The 14714-nt window shown below is 68.0% G+C and carries 9 protein-coding genes; 4 read left to right on the top strand and 5 right to left on the bottom strand.

Annotated elements, in window-relative coordinates; translation table 11 throughout:
* Positions 1–505: 505 nt before the first annotated feature.
* Positions 506–4321 (bottom strand): LamG-like jellyroll fold domain-containing protein, encoded by a 3816-nt coding sequence (locus AB8810_RS00255; RefSeq protein WP_369915161.1) that lies wholly within the window; start codon positions 4319–4321, stop codon positions 506–508.
* Positions 4322–4636: 315 nt separating this feature from the next.
* Positions 4637–7408 (bottom strand): TonB-dependent receptor, encoded by a 2772-nt coding sequence (locus AB8810_RS00250; protein ID WP_369915160.1) that lies wholly within the window; start codon positions 7406–7408, stop codon positions 4637–4639.
* A 299-nt stretch (positions 7409–7707) separates the two neighbouring features.
* Here AB8810_RS00250 and AB8810_RS00245 point away from each other — a divergent pair, with 299 nt between their 5' ends.
* Complete coding sequence (locus AB8810_RS00245) at positions 7708–8730, top strand: PfkB family carbohydrate kinase (protein WP_369915159.1); 1023 nt, start codon at positions 7708–7710, stop codon at positions 8728–8730.
* A gap of 716 nt (positions 8731–9446) precedes the next feature.
* Here AB8810_RS00245 and fabV read toward each other — a convergent pair.
* The 3 genes from fabV to AB8810_RS00230 all read right to left on the bottom strand — a co-directional run bounded on the left by fabV (position 9447) and on the right by AB8810_RS00230 (position 12739).
* The gene (fabV, locus tag AB8810_RS00240) at positions 9447–10652 is read right to left on the bottom strand and encodes an enoyl-ACP reductase FabV (protein WP_206259166.1); all 1206 of its coding nucleotides are present in this window, start codon (positions 10650–10652) and stop codon (positions 9447–9449) included.
* Between the two features lie 354 nt (positions 10653–11006).
* Complete coding sequence (locus AB8810_RS00235; RefSeq protein ID WP_191826662.1) at positions 11007–11639, bottom strand: response regulator; 633 nt, start codon at positions 11637–11639, stop codon at positions 11007–11009.
* Positions 11636–12739 carry a sensor histidine kinase gene (locus tag AB8810_RS00230; RefSeq protein WP_369915158.1) on the bottom strand — a complete coding sequence of 368 codons (1104 nt, stop codon included), beginning with the start codon at positions 12737–12739 and terminating at the stop codon, positions 11636–11638. Before AB8810_RS00230 ends, AB8810_RS00235 begins: the two co-directional genes overlap by 4 nt.
* Here AB8810_RS00230 and AB8810_RS00225 point away from each other — a divergent pair.
* From AB8810_RS00225 to AB8810_RS00215, 3 genes are read left to right on the top strand one after another with little or no spacing between them, the layout of a single operon-like run.
* Positions 12738–13589 carry a CPBP family intramembrane glutamic endopeptidase gene (locus AB8810_RS00225; RefSeq protein ID WP_369915157.1) on the top strand — a complete coding sequence of 284 codons (852 nt, stop codon included), beginning with the start codon at positions 12738–12740 and terminating at the stop codon, positions 13587–13589. The two genes, AB8810_RS00230 and AB8810_RS00225, sit on opposite strands and share 2 nt — an antisense overlap.
* A gap of 24 nt (positions 13590–13613) precedes the next feature.
* Positions 13614–14183 carry an isoprenylcysteine carboxylmethyltransferase family protein gene (locus AB8810_RS00220; protein WP_369915156.1) on the top strand — a complete coding sequence of 190 codons (570 nt, stop codon included), beginning with the start codon at positions 13614–13616 and terminating at the stop codon, positions 14181–14183.
* A gap of 10 nt (positions 14184–14193) precedes the next feature.
* Positions 14194–14649, top strand: coding sequence for a DUF2214 family protein (locus tag AB8810_RS00215; RefSeq protein WP_369915155.1), 456 nt, complete (start codon positions 14194–14196; stop codon positions 14647–14649).
* The last annotated feature ends 65 nt before the right edge of the window (positions 14650–14714 follow it).

The following is a 14714-nucleotide window of genomic DNA, read 5'->3' as shown; positions in this document are numbered from 1 at the left end:
TGCCCCCCCCAACTAATCTCTTCGGCACTAATCTCGTAACTTATAGAGACTAGGACTTATGCCGACGATATTGATTGTTGGTGCTCGGACTGCGGTAATTACCACTCTTATGCGAAGAGCCGTGGCCCGACGTGTAGTGACCACCGTGACTGGATGTGTGACGTGCGCCGGACGCACGGACTCGGGAGTCTGCAGATGCGGCGGCCAGGCACATGCCTAATCACGACCGGCGCCGTGGTGATCGAAACTCTGGTGAACATCGATTCCCCCTGAGAAATGTCGAGTTCTAGCTTTCCTGACGCGTGCTGAGGTGTGCGCCGCACGACGCAAGCATGCGCAACCGTTCAATGAGGTCGGATGGGAGTCCCCTCTCCCAGATAGACGATTCTGTTGTAGCACGACGCAATGCGGCGCGTGGAGACAAATGCAAATTCTGTCCCGGAACCGCTTTCTTTGCGGCGGCGCCCTCCATCATCGGAGGAGTCGCCGCTGCGTTATGCCCTGCTTATAAGGGCAACTCCATCGCGTTATTGCGTTGCGTCACTTCGTCCACCTCACCCTCGCTGACGACCCGCAAACGGCCACCCTTGGTACTGACACCCCCCGGCACCACCAACCGCACCGTCGCGATCTTCGGCTCCAAATCCCGCGGTGCCTCCAACCCAGCAAACGCCGCCCGCGCCACTTCCCGGCCACGCGCATCTTCCAGCACCACGAACCCCGCCGGCGCATCCGCATGGCCCAGGCTATGCACGGTGACCTCGATAGCATCCGCGCTCACCCGCACATCGCCACGGCCAATCCCCAGGTCCGGCCGCTGCTCCACCGGCACCGCGGCAGGCGTGACCAGTTCGAACTCCATCACCACCGTTTTGCCGGCCGGGAATTCCACGTCCACCGCCCCGCTCTTCTGGAACGCGAACTCGCGTGTGGCGGCCTTGCCGTCGATCTTCCCATCGCCGTCCCGATCGATGCCCGAACGCATACGCCATTGCCCTGCGGCGACGTTCCACCCCTTCATCTGCGCCCGCTGCACCTTGCCGCTTGCGTTGAAGCCGATGACAGTAAACCGATCCTGTCGCGGCTTGGGCAGCAACAGGGCCACCTGCACCGCGCCTTCGGGATCGGCGAAGCGCCAGCTGACGGTGTGGCCGGGGTAGGTCTGGTTGCGCTTGAGGGCCACGCCGCCCAGGCGGGCGCGCTGCAGGTTCACGGTGGGCGATTCGACGCGGTCGCTCCACCAGTGACCTTCGGTGTTCATGTAGAAGCTCTGCAGTTTGTCGCGGGTCTCGGCGCGGTACAGGGCGTCCAGCCAGGCGGTGTCGCCACTGGCTTCCCAGGCGGCGTGGTGGGCGAAGTCGGGGACGGCATCGGGTTTGGCGGCGGCCTTGGCCAGGTCGGCGCCCCAGCTGTCGCGCTTGCCGAGCAGGTCGAGGAAGTTCTCGTTGAGCAGCGACAGGCCGGCCGGGCCGGCGTTGGCGACGCGGTAGTCGATGGGCTTGAGGTAGCGCGCCTCGCCGGTCCAGCGGTACGCGGCCCAGAAGGTGTGCAGGGTGTCGGCGCCGCCGCTGCCTTCGAACAGTTCGCCGCCGCGGGTCTTGCCCGTCTTCCAGTTGATCTCGTTGGGCAGCGCCCATTGGCCCTTGGCATTGGTGTAGGCGTGGGCGAGGTAGCCGTCGGCCAGGCCGGTGACGATGCGGCGGCTGTTGGGGTCGGCGTTGTAGCCGCCGAGCAGCATGGCCGGGTGCAGCACCGGGAACGAGTAGGGTTTCTGCCACTGCCAGTTCGGCTCGCGGTAGACCTTGCGCCCGCCGAACCAGTTGCTGGCGAACAGCAGGTGGCCTTGCGGGTTGACCTGGATGATGCGGTCGAAGGCCTTCACCGTGCGCATCAGCCGCTCCACCGTCAGCGGGTCGCCCCAGTTGAGGTAGAGCATGGCGCTGTTGAGGTTGATGCCTTCCTCGTAGGCATGCAGTTCGTCGGTCTCGATGGTGGAGAGGCCGTCGGTGAACATGCCGTTGCGGTAGTTGGCGTCGGACAGCGCGGTCAGCGAGGCGTTGAGCTTGTCCGGGTCCACGCCCATCAAGGCCACGCCAGGCCATTGCTGGGTGAGGTCGGAATCGTCGGAGATGCCGCCGCCGAAATCGCCGTAGGCCACCTGGCGCTGGTCGATCCACCAGTTGATGTAGCGGCGCGTGGCCTTGAGGTCTTCCAGCTGCCAGAACGCCCAGGCCGGCACGCCCTTGGGCGGGGTGGGCAGCTCCACCTGCAACGCGCCCTGGTTGCCGTAGCTGATGTCGTTCCAGTATTCGCGGCCGAGCGCGTTGTCCGGATCCACGCGCAGCAGGTCGGTGATGTCCGCATCCAGGCGCGCGTACAGCAACTGGCGCTTGGAGGTGGTGTGTTCCTCGACCAGGAAGCCCCAGTTGTCCTTGACCTGGTTGAAGCGGTCGGCGATGTGTTCGGTCTTGGCCTGGTCGCGCGGCTTGAACAGCAGGCGCAGTTGCGTGCCGTCCAGCGCGCGTGAGTCGAAGCCGGGCGCAGCGGAGGCGATGCTGAGCATCAGGCTGTCGTTGGTGAGGATGCGGTCGCGCAGGTCCAGCCACAGCGTGCGCGCCTGGCCGGGCTTGACCGACACCGACACGTCGAGCATGTCGCGCGCCGGCCAGATCGGGTCCTTGATGCGGAGGTTGAGCGGGATCAGGCCGTCGTGGGTGGCGGGCAGGTCCAGCGCCGGCAGGTCGATGGCGATGCCGTCCAGGCCGTCGTGCATGTTCTCCCAGCCGTAGGACCAGCTGCGCATCAGCGGTTGGTCCGGCGGGGCGTCGCCGAGGCTGGAGGGAATCAGGACGTGCACGATGGGCAGCGACGGCGCGGCGGATTTTTCGTCGCTGCGCTTGCGCGTCGGCGCCTTGCTCGGCAGCGCGACCACGGTGCTGCGTTCGGCCGGCGGGTAGCGGCCGGCGATGTAGCTGCGCAATGCGGCGAGGTTGGCGTAGTCCGGTGCGATGTCGCTGCGCACGGTGTAGCTGAGGGTGGCGCTGGGGTCGGACGGCGGTGCGCCGGCGCTGACATCGTAGGCCCAGATTTCCTGGATCGGGGTTTCCTGCGCGGTGTTGGCGAAGCGCAGGTGGCCGCCGCGGCGGCGTTCGAACTGGTCGACGCTGCGCATGGTGCCTTGGCTGCGCTGGAACAGTGGCGCGGGCGTTGCGCCGGCGGCGGCGTAGCTGGCCTGGCCGTAGGCGGCGCCGCGCAGTTCGATGCGGTTGAACGGTTCGTCAGGCAACGTGAGGTCCAGCGCCTTGCCGCCTTCGACGTAGACGTTCCAGTCGGGCAGCTGGAAGTAGTCGTCGCGGCCGGGCAGGCGCGAGCGGTTGTAGACGCCGGGCCAGGTGGTCTCGGCGATGCCGTCGGTGGCCTTCCACATCCATTGCTTGAGGTCCTTGGCGTCGGCGAATTCGACCTTGCGGATGCGGGTGGACGGTGCGTCCAGCGCGGGTGGGGCGTGGCCGTGGTCCCAACCGAAACGATGCAGCCAGGCGTTGCGTGCTGCGTCGGCGCGCGGCGGTTCGGCAGTTCGCGGTTCCTGCTGGCGCGCCAGGGCGGCGGCGCCGGCGGCGTCGAGCATGCGGTCGTAGACGCGGATCTCGTCGAAATCGCTGCCGCGCAGGAAGTTGTAGCGGCTCTGCACCTGGTGCGGCGCCATCACCCGCCCGGCCAGGCCGAGCTGGTCGAGTGCGGCGTCGAAGTCGAGCGAACCGCCGTCGGCGCAGGCCTGCGCGCAGTCGGCGCGCGCGGCTTCCTTGCCGTCCACGTACAGGCGCACGCCGAGGGTTTCGTCCCAGGCGAAGGCGAGGTGGGTCCAGGCGCTGGCGGCGGGGTTCCTGTCGAGGGTGAACGACACGCGGGTGCGCGCCAGGTTGGCGTCGGTGACGAAGGCGTCGAAGCCGTGGCCGTTCCAGTCGATGCGCAGCCAGGCCATGTCCCAGCTGCTGTGGTCGGCGTAGCCGACGCGGAAGATCACGAACGGGGCTTCGCCGACCGGATAGCGCGAGCGCCAGAAGAAGGAGAGGGTGCCGCGTTGGGTGTAGAGGTTGCCGGGCGCGTTCCAGGCGAGGACGCCGTCGTCGGCCCATTCGATGGCGTTGCCCTTTATGCCGGTGGGGACCAGCGCGACCTTGTCGCGGAAGTTGGGTTTGGCGTCGCCTTGGGCGATGTCGGCGTCGAAGCCTTTGTCGGCGGAGACGCGGAACAGGAGGTCGGGGGCGGTGGTGGTGGGTGCGGGGGCGGCGAAGGCCGGGAGTGCCAGGCAGGACAGCATGGCCAGGCAGTGGGCCAGGAGGCGATTGCCGGTGGTGGGGGGTGTTTGGCCTGTCCGTGCGGAGCAGCGCGCGTGCGGGGCGCGGTCGCGCGATGGTGGGTGCCTGTCGCGGCTGAAGCCGCTCCTACAGGGGAACATCGTAGCGGCAGCGCGCTCGGCGCTGCGGCGGATTGCCTTTTTCATGTCGCTCCTTTGCGATCGCCGTGCGCGCGTGCCGCCGCATGGCGATCCTCCCTACCCCCGATCCGGCGAGTATGCAGGCAGCGGCGCGCTGCCGGTGCCGCGCACGAGGCGCGACACCGGCGGGCGCAGACTTCAGAACTTGTAGCGCAGGCCGAGCAGGTACTGGCGGCCGGTCTCGCTGTACTGCAACGGCAGCTGCGAGGTCGAGCCGACCCATTCGTCGGACGGTTCGTTGGTCAGGTTGATGCCTTCCAGGCTCAGCTCCAGGTGGTCGTCGATCTTCCAGCTGATCGAGGCGTCCACCGTGTTGACCGCGGTCATGCCGTGCACGTCGAAGCCGGTCTCGGTGGCCGGCACCTGGGTCAGGTACTCGTCGCGGTGGGTGTAGGACACCCGCGCGCTGAGCTGCTCGCCCTGGTAGAACAGGGTGCCGTTGTACGAGTTCTTCGACAGGCCGGTCAGGTCGGTTTCCAGCGAGGCCGCGCCGGTCGAGGTCAGGTACTGGATCTTCGAATCGACGTAGGTGTAGTTCAACTGCACGCCGAGGTTGCTCCACTTGCCCGGCAGGAACGCGAAGGGCTGCGTGTAATTCAACTCGACGCCCTTCAGGTCGCCGCCGGGGGTGTTGAGCGGCACGCTGAACACGAAGTCGTCGTTGACGCTGGCACCGGTGCCGTCGAGCAGGCTGGCCGGCAGGCCGCTGGCCGAATACGGCTGGGTCACGCGGGTGGTCTGCACGAAGCTCTCGATGTCCTTGTAGAACACCGCCGCGCCCAACATCGCGCCATCCTGGAAGTACCACTCGAAGCCCAGGTCGGCGGTCTTGGCGCGGATCGGTTCCAGATCCGGATTGCCGCCGCTGACCGTGCGCGCGCCGCCGGACACATTGACGGTGACGCCCGGGGTCAGGCTGCCCAGACCCGGACGCGACATCACCTTGGCCGCGCCGAAGCGCACCAGGAAGTCCGGCGAGAGTTCGGCGACCAGGTTCAGCGACGGCAGCGTGTCGTTGTACTCGCGGTTGACCGTGGTCTGCACCACTCCGGTACCGACCGTGGCATAGCCGGTGGATTCCTGCTTGGTCTTGACGTAGCGCACGCCGAGGTTGCCGTTGACCGGGATCGAGCCGATGTCGAAGCCGAACTGGCCCATCAACCAGGCGCCGCGGTCCTTCTCTTCGACGCTGCGCGTGTTCACCGCGCGCTCGGCCAGGGCGAAGGTGCCGGTGCCGCTGTAGATGTCCAGCGCATTGGCCACCGCATCGAGGTCCGGCACCACCCAGCTGCCCGGGCTGCCGCTGACGCCGCCGAGATTGGCCAGCTCGGTCATGTTGACCGGCACGATGCGGGTGCCGCCGGCGAAGGTCGGGACCGACACTTCCGAGGCGCGACGCAGTTCCTTGGTCTTGAACGTGTAGTCCTTGGCCAGCACGCCGCCGCGCAGGCTGAAGCCCGGGCCCAGGGTCCACTCGAAGTTCAGGCTGCCGGTGTCGAAGGTGTTCTCGACGTACTGCGGACGCAGGCGGATTTCCGCCAGGGTCCAGCCGCTGCCGTCGGTGGGATCGACGCCGTAGTTGAAGACCGGCGAACGGCTGTTGCCGCGGTAGTCGTACGAATAACCATCGACGTTGAGCTTGTCCATGATGATCGTGGTCTGGATCGGGTTCTCGTGCTTGGAGCTGGAGGTACCGATCTGGCCGTCGATCTTGAACGAATCGCTGAACTTGTGCTCGCCGTTGAGGGTGAGCTGCTTGAACACGGTATTCCACTCGTCGTAGCGCTGCTCGGAGCGGATGTCGACGTCGTCGAACTCGCCGTACAGCAAGGCGCCGGTGTTCGGATCGATGTAGCCGTTCTTGACGATGGTCTGCGGCTTGCCGCCCTGCGAGGCGCCACGGCTGAAGGAGATCGCCTCGATGTACTTCTCGGTGCGCTTGGCGTCGATCTTGGAGTACAGGCCGTCCAGCGAGAACTCGGTGTTCTTGCTCGGCTTCCACTGCAGCGAGCCGGTCACGCCTGTGCGCTTCTGCTCGTGCTCCATCAGCGTGTAGCGCGGGAAACGCGGGTGGAACACGTCGGCGCTGCGCGCGGCGGCGAACGGCGAGGCGGCGCTGAAGTTGCCGTTGCTCGGGCCGTTGGCCCAGCGCCCGCTGTTGCTGCCTTCTTCCAGGATCTGCCGCTCCGAGTACGCCACCGACAGCAATGCGCCGAAGGTACCGTCGGCCCAGGTGTTGGCGATCAGCCCGGCCACGCGCGGGTCGGCCTTGTCGGACATGTCGTTGTAGCCGGCCTGGCCGTTGAGGGCCAGGGTGAAGCCGTCGTAGTCGAACGGGCGCGCGGTCTTCAGGTCCACGGTGGCGCCGAGCGAGCCTTCCTCGACGTCGGCCGAGGCGGTCTTGCGCACCACCAGCTGGGTGAACAGGTCCGAGGCGAACACGTTGAAGTCGAAGCCGCGGCTGCGGTTGGAGCCGCCGGACTGGTCGGAGCCGCCGACCGTGGTCAGCGCTTCCATGCCGTTGACCCGCACGCGGGTGAAGTCCGGGCCCAGGCCGCGCACCGAGATGCTGCGGCCTTCGCCGGCATCGCGGGTGATGACCACGCCGGGGATGCGCTGCAGCGATTCGGCCAGGTTGAGGTCGGGGAAGTCGGCGATGTCCTCGGCCACGATGGCGTCGACCATGCCGGTCTCGCCGCGCTTGAGGTCCAGCGCCTTCTCCACGCTGGCGCGGTAGCCGGTGACGGTGACCGTGTCGAGCTGGGTGGCCGGCTCGGTGGAGCCGGTGGCGGGCGCAGGATCCTGCGCGGGAACGTCCTGCGCCTGAACCACGCCGGCCTGCAGAGCCAGACCTATCGAGAATGCGAGCAAGGTAACCGGTGTCTTCCGGCGTTCGGTACGAGATTGCATGTCCTCCCCTCCCAAGGGTTACATGAACTGCGTGATATTTCGGGCTGTTGCCGCGGATGACACCGCTGGTCAAAACCGACGTTAACAGTTGCGAAACATTGCGGCATCTTGCAGCGCAACAGAAAATCCGGCGAATTTGCAGGCTTTCGGCACAAAGCCTTGCCTGGCTTGGCGCGGCCGCTGCGACCGCTCGGCGTAGGTCGCCGCAAAAAATGACACCGATAGCCAATGGACTTGGCCGGGGCGGCCGTTCCCGGCATGCTGGGCCCCCTCTTCGACCGATCAGGATCTTCCCTGCCATGACCGCCTCCCGCATCGTCTGCTTCGGCGAACTGTTGCTGCGCCTCGGCGCCCCCGGCCACGAACGCCTGCTGCAATCGCCGCGACTGGACGTGCATGTCGGCGGCGCCGAGGCCAACGTCGGCGTGTCGCTGGCGCATTTCGGCCACGACGTGGCAATGGTCAGCGTGCTGCCGGACAACCCGCTGGGCGAAGCGGCCGCCGGCGAATTGCGCCGGCACGGCGTGGACACCCGCGGCGTGCGCTTCGTGCCCGGGCGCATGGGCCTGTATTTCCTGACCACCGGCGCCGGGCACCGCCCCAGCGAGGTCACCTACGACCGCGCCGGCTCGGCGTTCGCGCTGGCGGAGGCGGAGGCCTACGACTGGCCGGCGCTGCTGCAGGGTGCGGACTGGCTGCACCTGTCCGGGGTGACCCCGGCGCTGGGCGAACGCGGCGCGGCCGCTGCGCTGGCGGCGGCGCGCAGCGCGCGCGCGCTCGGCGTGCGCGTGTCGTTCGACGGCAACTACCGGCCCAAGCTGTGGGAGGCCTGGAACGGCGACGCGCCAGGCATCCTGCACCAGCTGCTGGCGCAGGCCGACGTGCTGTTCGCCGACTACCGCGACCTGGGCGTGGTGCTCGGCCACCAGTATCCGCAGGACAGCGCGCAGGCGCGGGTGGAAGCCGGCGCGCGCGACGCCTTCGTTGCGTTCCCGCAGCTACAGGCGATGGCCTGCACCCAGCGCGTGGCGCACAGCGTGGACCACCACAGCCTGGGCGCGATGCTGCTGCGCCGCGACGGCCGCGTGGCGCAGGCGCCGAGCGAGGAGCTGACCGGCATCGTCGACCGCATCGGCGGCGGCGATGCGTTCGCCGCGGGCGTGCTGCATGGCCTGAGCCAGGGCTGGGACGACACCGCCACGATCCGCTTCGGCCTGGCCGCCGGCTGCCTGAAGCACTCGGTGCCGGGCGATTTCCATCCGTTGGGCGAAGCCGATGTGCAGGCTTGCGTGGGGACGTCGCGGTTCGATGTGAAGCGGTGAAAAGCCGGGATTGGGGAGTTGGGATTGGGGATTCGTAAGAGCGTTGGTTGCGGCGTTTTTGCGTGTGGGTTGGCGTTGCTGGCCATTCGTTTTTCTGTCGCGGCTGAAGCCGCTCCTACAGGGGCAGCGCGCGCGGTCCTTTTGTAGGAGCGGCTTCAGCCGCGACAGGAAAATGAGGCGGTCACGATGCCAGGGCCCCATGGGAATCGCGACATCGACGCCGCCACGAATCCCGAATCCCCCATCCCCAATCCCGGCCTTTGCAGAAGCGGCTTCACCCGCGAGCTGCGACACGCTTCAGCCGCCGGGCGGCGTCCATTGAGGCGTGGTGCGGACCTTCCTGCAATGCTCGGCACCGCGGCGGCCCTGGTTTCCCGCGTCGCGACTGAAGTCGCTCCCACAAGGAGCGCGGGTCGCCGCCTGGATTGCGCAGGTCGCCACTGTGGAAGCGACTTCAGTCGCGACGCAGGACGCCATCGAACGCGCCGGGTTCCAGGCCTCGGCCGGACCTTCGATCCGATGCGCGCCGCGGTAATTTCATCGGTCCGGTCGCGGCTGAAGCCGCTCCTACAGAAGCGCGCATCTGCCCTGTAGGAGCGGCTTCAGCCGCGACAGACACCCAACGCAAAACGGCCGGCATCGCTGCCGGCCGCCTCTCCACTCACGAATCCCGGCTTTTCCAATCCCGAATCCCCAATCCCCAATCCCGGCTGTTCCTACAGCTCGATGCAATCGAACTTCACATCCGGATCGACCTCGGCGTCGTAGTCCACGTCCTTGCGCTCGAAGCCGAACAGCTTGAGGAATTCGTGCTTGTAGCCGGCGTAGTCGGTGAGCTGGAACAGGTTCTCGGTGGTGACCTGCGGCCACAGCGCCTTGCACGCGTCCTGCACGTCGTCGCGCAGTTCCCAGTCGTCCAGGCGCAGGCGGTTCTGCTCATCGGTGGCCGGCGCCTGGCCGTCTGCGCGGTACATGCGCTCGCGGAACAGGCGGTCGAGCTGGTCGATGGTGCCTTCGTGCAGGCCCTTTTCCTTCATGATCTTGTAGACCATGGAGATGTACAGCGGCATCACCGGGATCGCCGCGCTGGCCTGGGTCACCACCGACTTGAGCACCGCCACGTTGGCGCTGCCGCCGCTTTGCTGCAGGCGCGCGTGCAGGCGCTGCGCGGTCTGGTCCAGGTCCACCTTGGCCTTGCCCAGCGCGCCGTGCCAGTAGATCGGCCAGGTGATCTCGGTACCGATGTAGCTGAAGGCCACGCTGCGCGCGCCCGGCGCGAGCACGCCGGCGGCGGCCAGCGCGTCGATCCACAGTTCCCAGTCCTGGCCGCCCATCACGGTGACGGTGTCTTCGATCTCCTGCTCGGTGGCCGGCTCGATCGAGGCCTCGATGATCGCGTCCTTGTTGGTGTCGATCGCGGTGGCGGTGTAGGTCTGGCCGATCGGCTTGAGCGCCGAGCGCTTCACTTCGCCGGTGCCGGGCAGCTTGCGCACCGGCGAGGCCAGCGAATACACGACGAGATCGACCTGGCCGCCCATCTCGGTCTTGATCAGTTCGATCACCTGCGCGCGCGCTTCGTCGGAGAAGGCGTCGCCGTTGATCGACTTGCTGTACAGGCCCTGCGCCTTGGCGAATTTGTCGAACGCGGCCGAGTTGTACCAGCCGGCGGTGCCGGCCTTCTTGTCGCTGCCCGGCTTTTCGAAGAACACGCCCAGCGTGTCGGCGCCGAAGCCGAACGCGGCGGTGATGCGCGAGGCCAGGCCGTAGCCGCTGGAGGCGCCGATCACCAGCACCTTCTTTGGCCCATCGCTGCGCACGCCGCGCGCACGCGTGGCCTCGATCTGTTCGAGCACGTTGCGCTCGCAGCCGAGCGGATGCGTGGTGGTACAGATGAAACCGCGAACTTTCGGGTGGATGATCAACGTGGTGTCCTCTCGGCAAGATGCCCCGCGGCATCTTAATGTCTGCGCGGCGCGCGCAGAAGGGCCGGGTGCAGCAGACGGCATGGTATGGACATGGCGCGGCATGCGGCGGCTGTCCTAGTGCGGATCTGTGAGGCTGGACGCTGGACTGGCATGGCCGATCGGTGGAACGTGTTCCTGGCATGCCGCTTTGGCCGCAGCCGTTGCGGATCTGCGCGTCGCGACTGAAGTCGCTCCCACAAGGGGCGACGTTCGCTGCCGGAATTCCGCAGCCCTCGGCTTCATTGTGGGAGCGACTTCAGTCGCGACTGCATCCGCCGCCGGTCTCGCGACACGCGTGCGCTGTCCGCCCGCTCAGATGATCCGCAGCGTGATCGCCTTGAGCACCGCTCGGGTGCGGTCGCGGGTGCCGAGCTTGTCCAGGATCGTGGAGACGTAATTCTTCACCGTGCCCTCGGCCAGGAACAGGCTGCGCGCGATCTCCTTGTTCGAATAGCCGCCGGCGAGCAGGCGCAGGATCGCCACTTCGCGTTCGTTGAAGGTGTCGCGCGGCGCGTCCTCGTCGCGGTAGCGGTAGCGCGCGCGGACCGGGTCGGTGCTGACCGGCTGCAGCAGGGTCTCGCCCGCGGCCACGCGCACGATCGCATCGCGCAGGTCCTCCGGTGCGGCGTCCTTGAGCAGGAAGCCCTGCGCGCCGGCGTCGGTGGCGCGCAGCAGCAGGTCGGCGTCGTCGAAGGTGGTCAGCAGCAGCACCGGGGTGGCGTCGCCGCGCGCGCGCAGCCGTTGCAGCGCCTGGATGCCGTCCAGGCCGGGCATGCGGATGTCGCTGAGCACCACGTCCACCGGCGTGGCCGCCAGCGCGGCCAGCAGCGCTTCGCCGTCGTCGGCCTCGCAGGCCACGACGATGCCCTGGGTCTGCAGCAATGCGCGCAGGCCGGCGCGCACCAGGATCTGGTCGTCGGCCAGGGCGATGCGCAAGGCGCTCACAGCGGCAGCCGCGCGGTCAGTTGCATGCCGCCCAGCGGCGTGCGGCCCAGCTCGAGCCGGCCGCGCAACGCGGCCAGGCGCTCGCGCATGCCGGCGATGCCATTGCCTTCCTGGATACGCTCGGCACGGCGGCCGTCGTCCTCGATGTCCACGCGCAATTGCCCATCCTCATGATGCAGACGTATCTGTACCTCATCGGCATCGGCATGCCGGGCGGCGTTGGTCAGCGCTTCCTGCACCAGCCGCAGCAGGGTCTCGGCCAGCTGCGGATCGGTGATGCGCACGTCCGGTGCGATCTGCAGCCGCAATTGCGGCCGCGGGAACGGCGCGGCCAGCGCGCGCAGCGCGGTCTCCAGGTCCAGGCCGCGGTCGTCGCGCAGCGACTGCACCACGTTGCGGATATCGGCCAGCAGCTCGCCGGACAGGCGCTCGACCACGCCGAGTTCCTCGCGCCGCGCCAGGTCCGGATCGGCCAGCAGCAGGCGCAGGTTGATCCGCATCGCGGTCAGTTTGTGCCCGGCCACGTCGTGCAGCTCGCGCGCCAGGCGCAGGCGTTCGGCATCGCGGGCGCTGTCGGCCAGCAGCGCGCGCGTGGCCAGCAGGTCGGCGTTGACCCGGGCCAGCGTTTCGCGGGCGAGTTCGGCGGTGCGGGCGTAGTGCGCGGTCAGCGCGGCGAAGGCGTGGAAGCCGGCGTAGATCAGGGTCACCAGCAGCGCACGCCGGAATCCGGCCGCGTGCAGCACCAGGAACGTACCGAGGTTGACCAGCAGCACCATCAGCAGCACCCGACGCGGCTCCCACACCAACGCCACGCGCGCGACCACAACCACCAGCAATACCGGCGCGGTGCCGGCGCGCGGTTCCATCCACACCAGGGCCAGCGCAGCACCTGCCTGCAGCCAGACGAGGACGTCGCGCAGGCGCGGTGGCGACAGGACGGTCCCGCTCAACAGCAGCGGCAGGGCGAACACCCCGATCGCGGTCCAGCGCCAGGCGGCCGGCGCCTGCGGCTCCAGCTGGAACGACCACAGGACGGTCGCCACGGTAACCAGCGCCGCCAGGCGCTTGGGTTCGAGGAGCTCGCGCAGGAAACCGTTCATGCCGCGCATGCTGACCGCGCGCCGCCTGGCCGGCAATGGGGCCAGCGCAGAAAGTGACTTCCGGCATGTCGGATCGATGACCAGCGGCTGCTGTCGGCAGCGGCGCGGACGGCCAGACTTGAACAACCAACGCATGGACGCCGCCATGACCCGCCCCAACCCGCCTTCCCCGATGCCGATGCGCTATCTGCTGGGCCTGTTGCTCGGCCTGCCGCTGGGCTCCACCTTGCTGTCGCTGCTTTTGCTCGCCCGACCCGTAGTCCTGGCGCATGGCCTGGATTTCCAGAGCCTGTTCTGGATCCTGGTGACGCTCTGGTATGCCGTGCAGCTCCTGCTGCTTCGCTGCGTGTTGCGTGCCAGCGGCTGGCACTGGCGCGATCTTGGCTATGGGTTCGGCCGGCGGGGCAGCGTCGCCCTGATCGGCGGCTACCTGCTGTTCGCGCTATGCCTGGTGGCAACGGTCGAATTCGCGCTCCGGCTCACCGGCGCAGTCGATCCGGCCAAGCTTTCCGACCTAGCCAACCTGGCGCCGCAGAGCACCGCCAGCCGCATGGTGTTCATCTGCATGGCGTTGCTCGGCGGCCTGTGCGAGGAACTCCTCTACCGCGGCTTCGCACTGCAGGCGCTGCGCAGCCGGGGACTGGGTGCCTGGGTTTCCAGCGGCGTGGCCACGTTGGCCTTCGTGTTCCAGCACGGGCTCAAGTCGATCGACCAGTTCTGGTGGTTTTTCCTATGGGGCCTGGCACTGTGCCTGCAGTTCATCGTCAGTGGCCGCCTATGGCCCAACATCGTCGTTCACTGGCTGCTGATCCTATCCGCCGTGCTGGCCGTCCTTCCGCATTCTTCCTGATCCATCCATCTACGGAGTCATGCCATGCATCTTCCCGATACGCTATTCATCGCGCTCAATCTGGCCTGGGGCGTCTACGAGATGCTGCTCAGCCACCGCCGCCGCGCGGCCGATGGCGGCGCGCGCGACCAGGGCACGCTGCAGCTGCTGTGGCGCGTGCTGTACGCGGCGGTGGCGGTGGGCGTGCTGCTGGCCTTCGTCGGCGTGTGGCGCTATGCGCCGGCGCTGCAGGAGCCGGCGCGCTGGCTGGGCTGCGCGCTGCTGGCCGGCGGCCTGGCGCTGCGGCTGTGGGCGATCCGGGTGCTGGCGCGCTGGTTCACGGTGGACGTGACCATCCAGGACGACCACCGGCTGATCCGCCATGGGCCGTACCGCTATCTGCGCCACCCTTCCTACACCGGCGCGCTGCTGGCGTTCTATGGACTGGCGGTCGGCCTGGGCAACGTGCTGTCGCTGCTGGTGATCGTGTTGCCGGTGACCTGGGCGTTCCTGCGCCGCATCCGCGTGGAGGAAGCCGCGCTGACCCAGGCGTTCCCGCGCGAGTACCCCGACTACGCCGCGCACAGCTGGCGGCTGCTGCCGTTCGTCTGGTGAGGGGCGGCCGATGGGCGCGCTCGACCTGACCCTCGCCGTCCTCCACCACCTCGCGTTCCTGCTGCTGACCGCCGCGCTGGTGGTCGAGTGGACGCTGCTGCGCGAACCGCCGCACGCGCTGCGGCTGGCGCGGCTGCTGCGCGCGGACGCCGCGTACGGGGCGGCGGCACTGCTGATCCTGGTCGTCGGCGGCCTGCGCGTGCACTACGGACTCAAGGGCCAGGACTACTACCTGCACAACCCGTGGTTCTGGGCCAAGCTGGGCGTGTTCGCGGCGATCGGGCTGCTGTCGCTGCTGCCCACGCTGCGGCTGCTGCGCTGGCGTCGCCAAGCCCGCCTGCAGCCGGGATTCGTGCCGCCGCCGGTGCAGGTGGCCGCGCTGCATCGCATCGTCAGCGCCGAACTGGCGCTGCTGGCGCTGCTGTTCGTGCTGGCCGCGACGATGGCGCGTTACGGCATGCTGTGATTGGTATGACCAAATTTTGAGGCAAAGCCCCTTCCACAGTTGACTTTGCGGAATGCGCGGCGATC

This window comes from Xanthomonas sp. NCPPB 3005 (genome assembly GCF_041228095.2).
GTDB lineage: Bacteria > Pseudomonadota > Gammaproteobacteria > Xanthomonadales > Xanthomonadaceae > Xanthomonas_A > Xanthomonas_A bonasiae.
The sequence above is the reverse complement of the archived record's forward strand: the minus strand, read 5'-3'. Positions and strand labels throughout refer to the sequence as shown.

Coding starts and splice junctions, on each gene's coding strand:
- AB8810_RS00255 (WP_369915161.1), bottom strand. CDS start 4,321: ATGCTGTCCTGCCTGGCACTCCCGGCCTTCGCCGCCCCCGCACCCACC.
- AB8810_RS00250 (WP_369915160.1), bottom strand. CDS start 7,408: ATGCAATCTCGTACCGAACGCCGGAAGACACCGGTTACCTTGCTCGCA.
- AB8810_RS00245 (WP_369915159.1), top strand. CDS start 7,708: ATGACCGCCTCCCGCATCGTCTGCTTCGGCGAACTGTTGCTGCGCCTC.
- AB8810_RS00225 (WP_369915157.1), top strand. CDS start 12,738: ATGCCGCGCATGCTGACCGCGCGCCGCCTGGCCGGCAATGGGGCCAGC.
- AB8810_RS00230 (WP_369915158.1), bottom strand. CDS start 12,739: ATGAACGGTTTCCTGCGCGAGCTCCTCGAACCCAAGCGCCTGGCGGCG.
- AB8810_RS00220 (WP_369915156.1), top strand. CDS start 13,614: ATGCATCTTCCCGATACGCTATTCATCGCGCTCAATCTGGCCTGGGGC.
- AB8810_RS00215 (WP_369915155.1), top strand. CDS start 14,194: ATGGGCGCGCTCGACCTGACCCTCGCCGTCCTCCACCACCTCGCGTTC.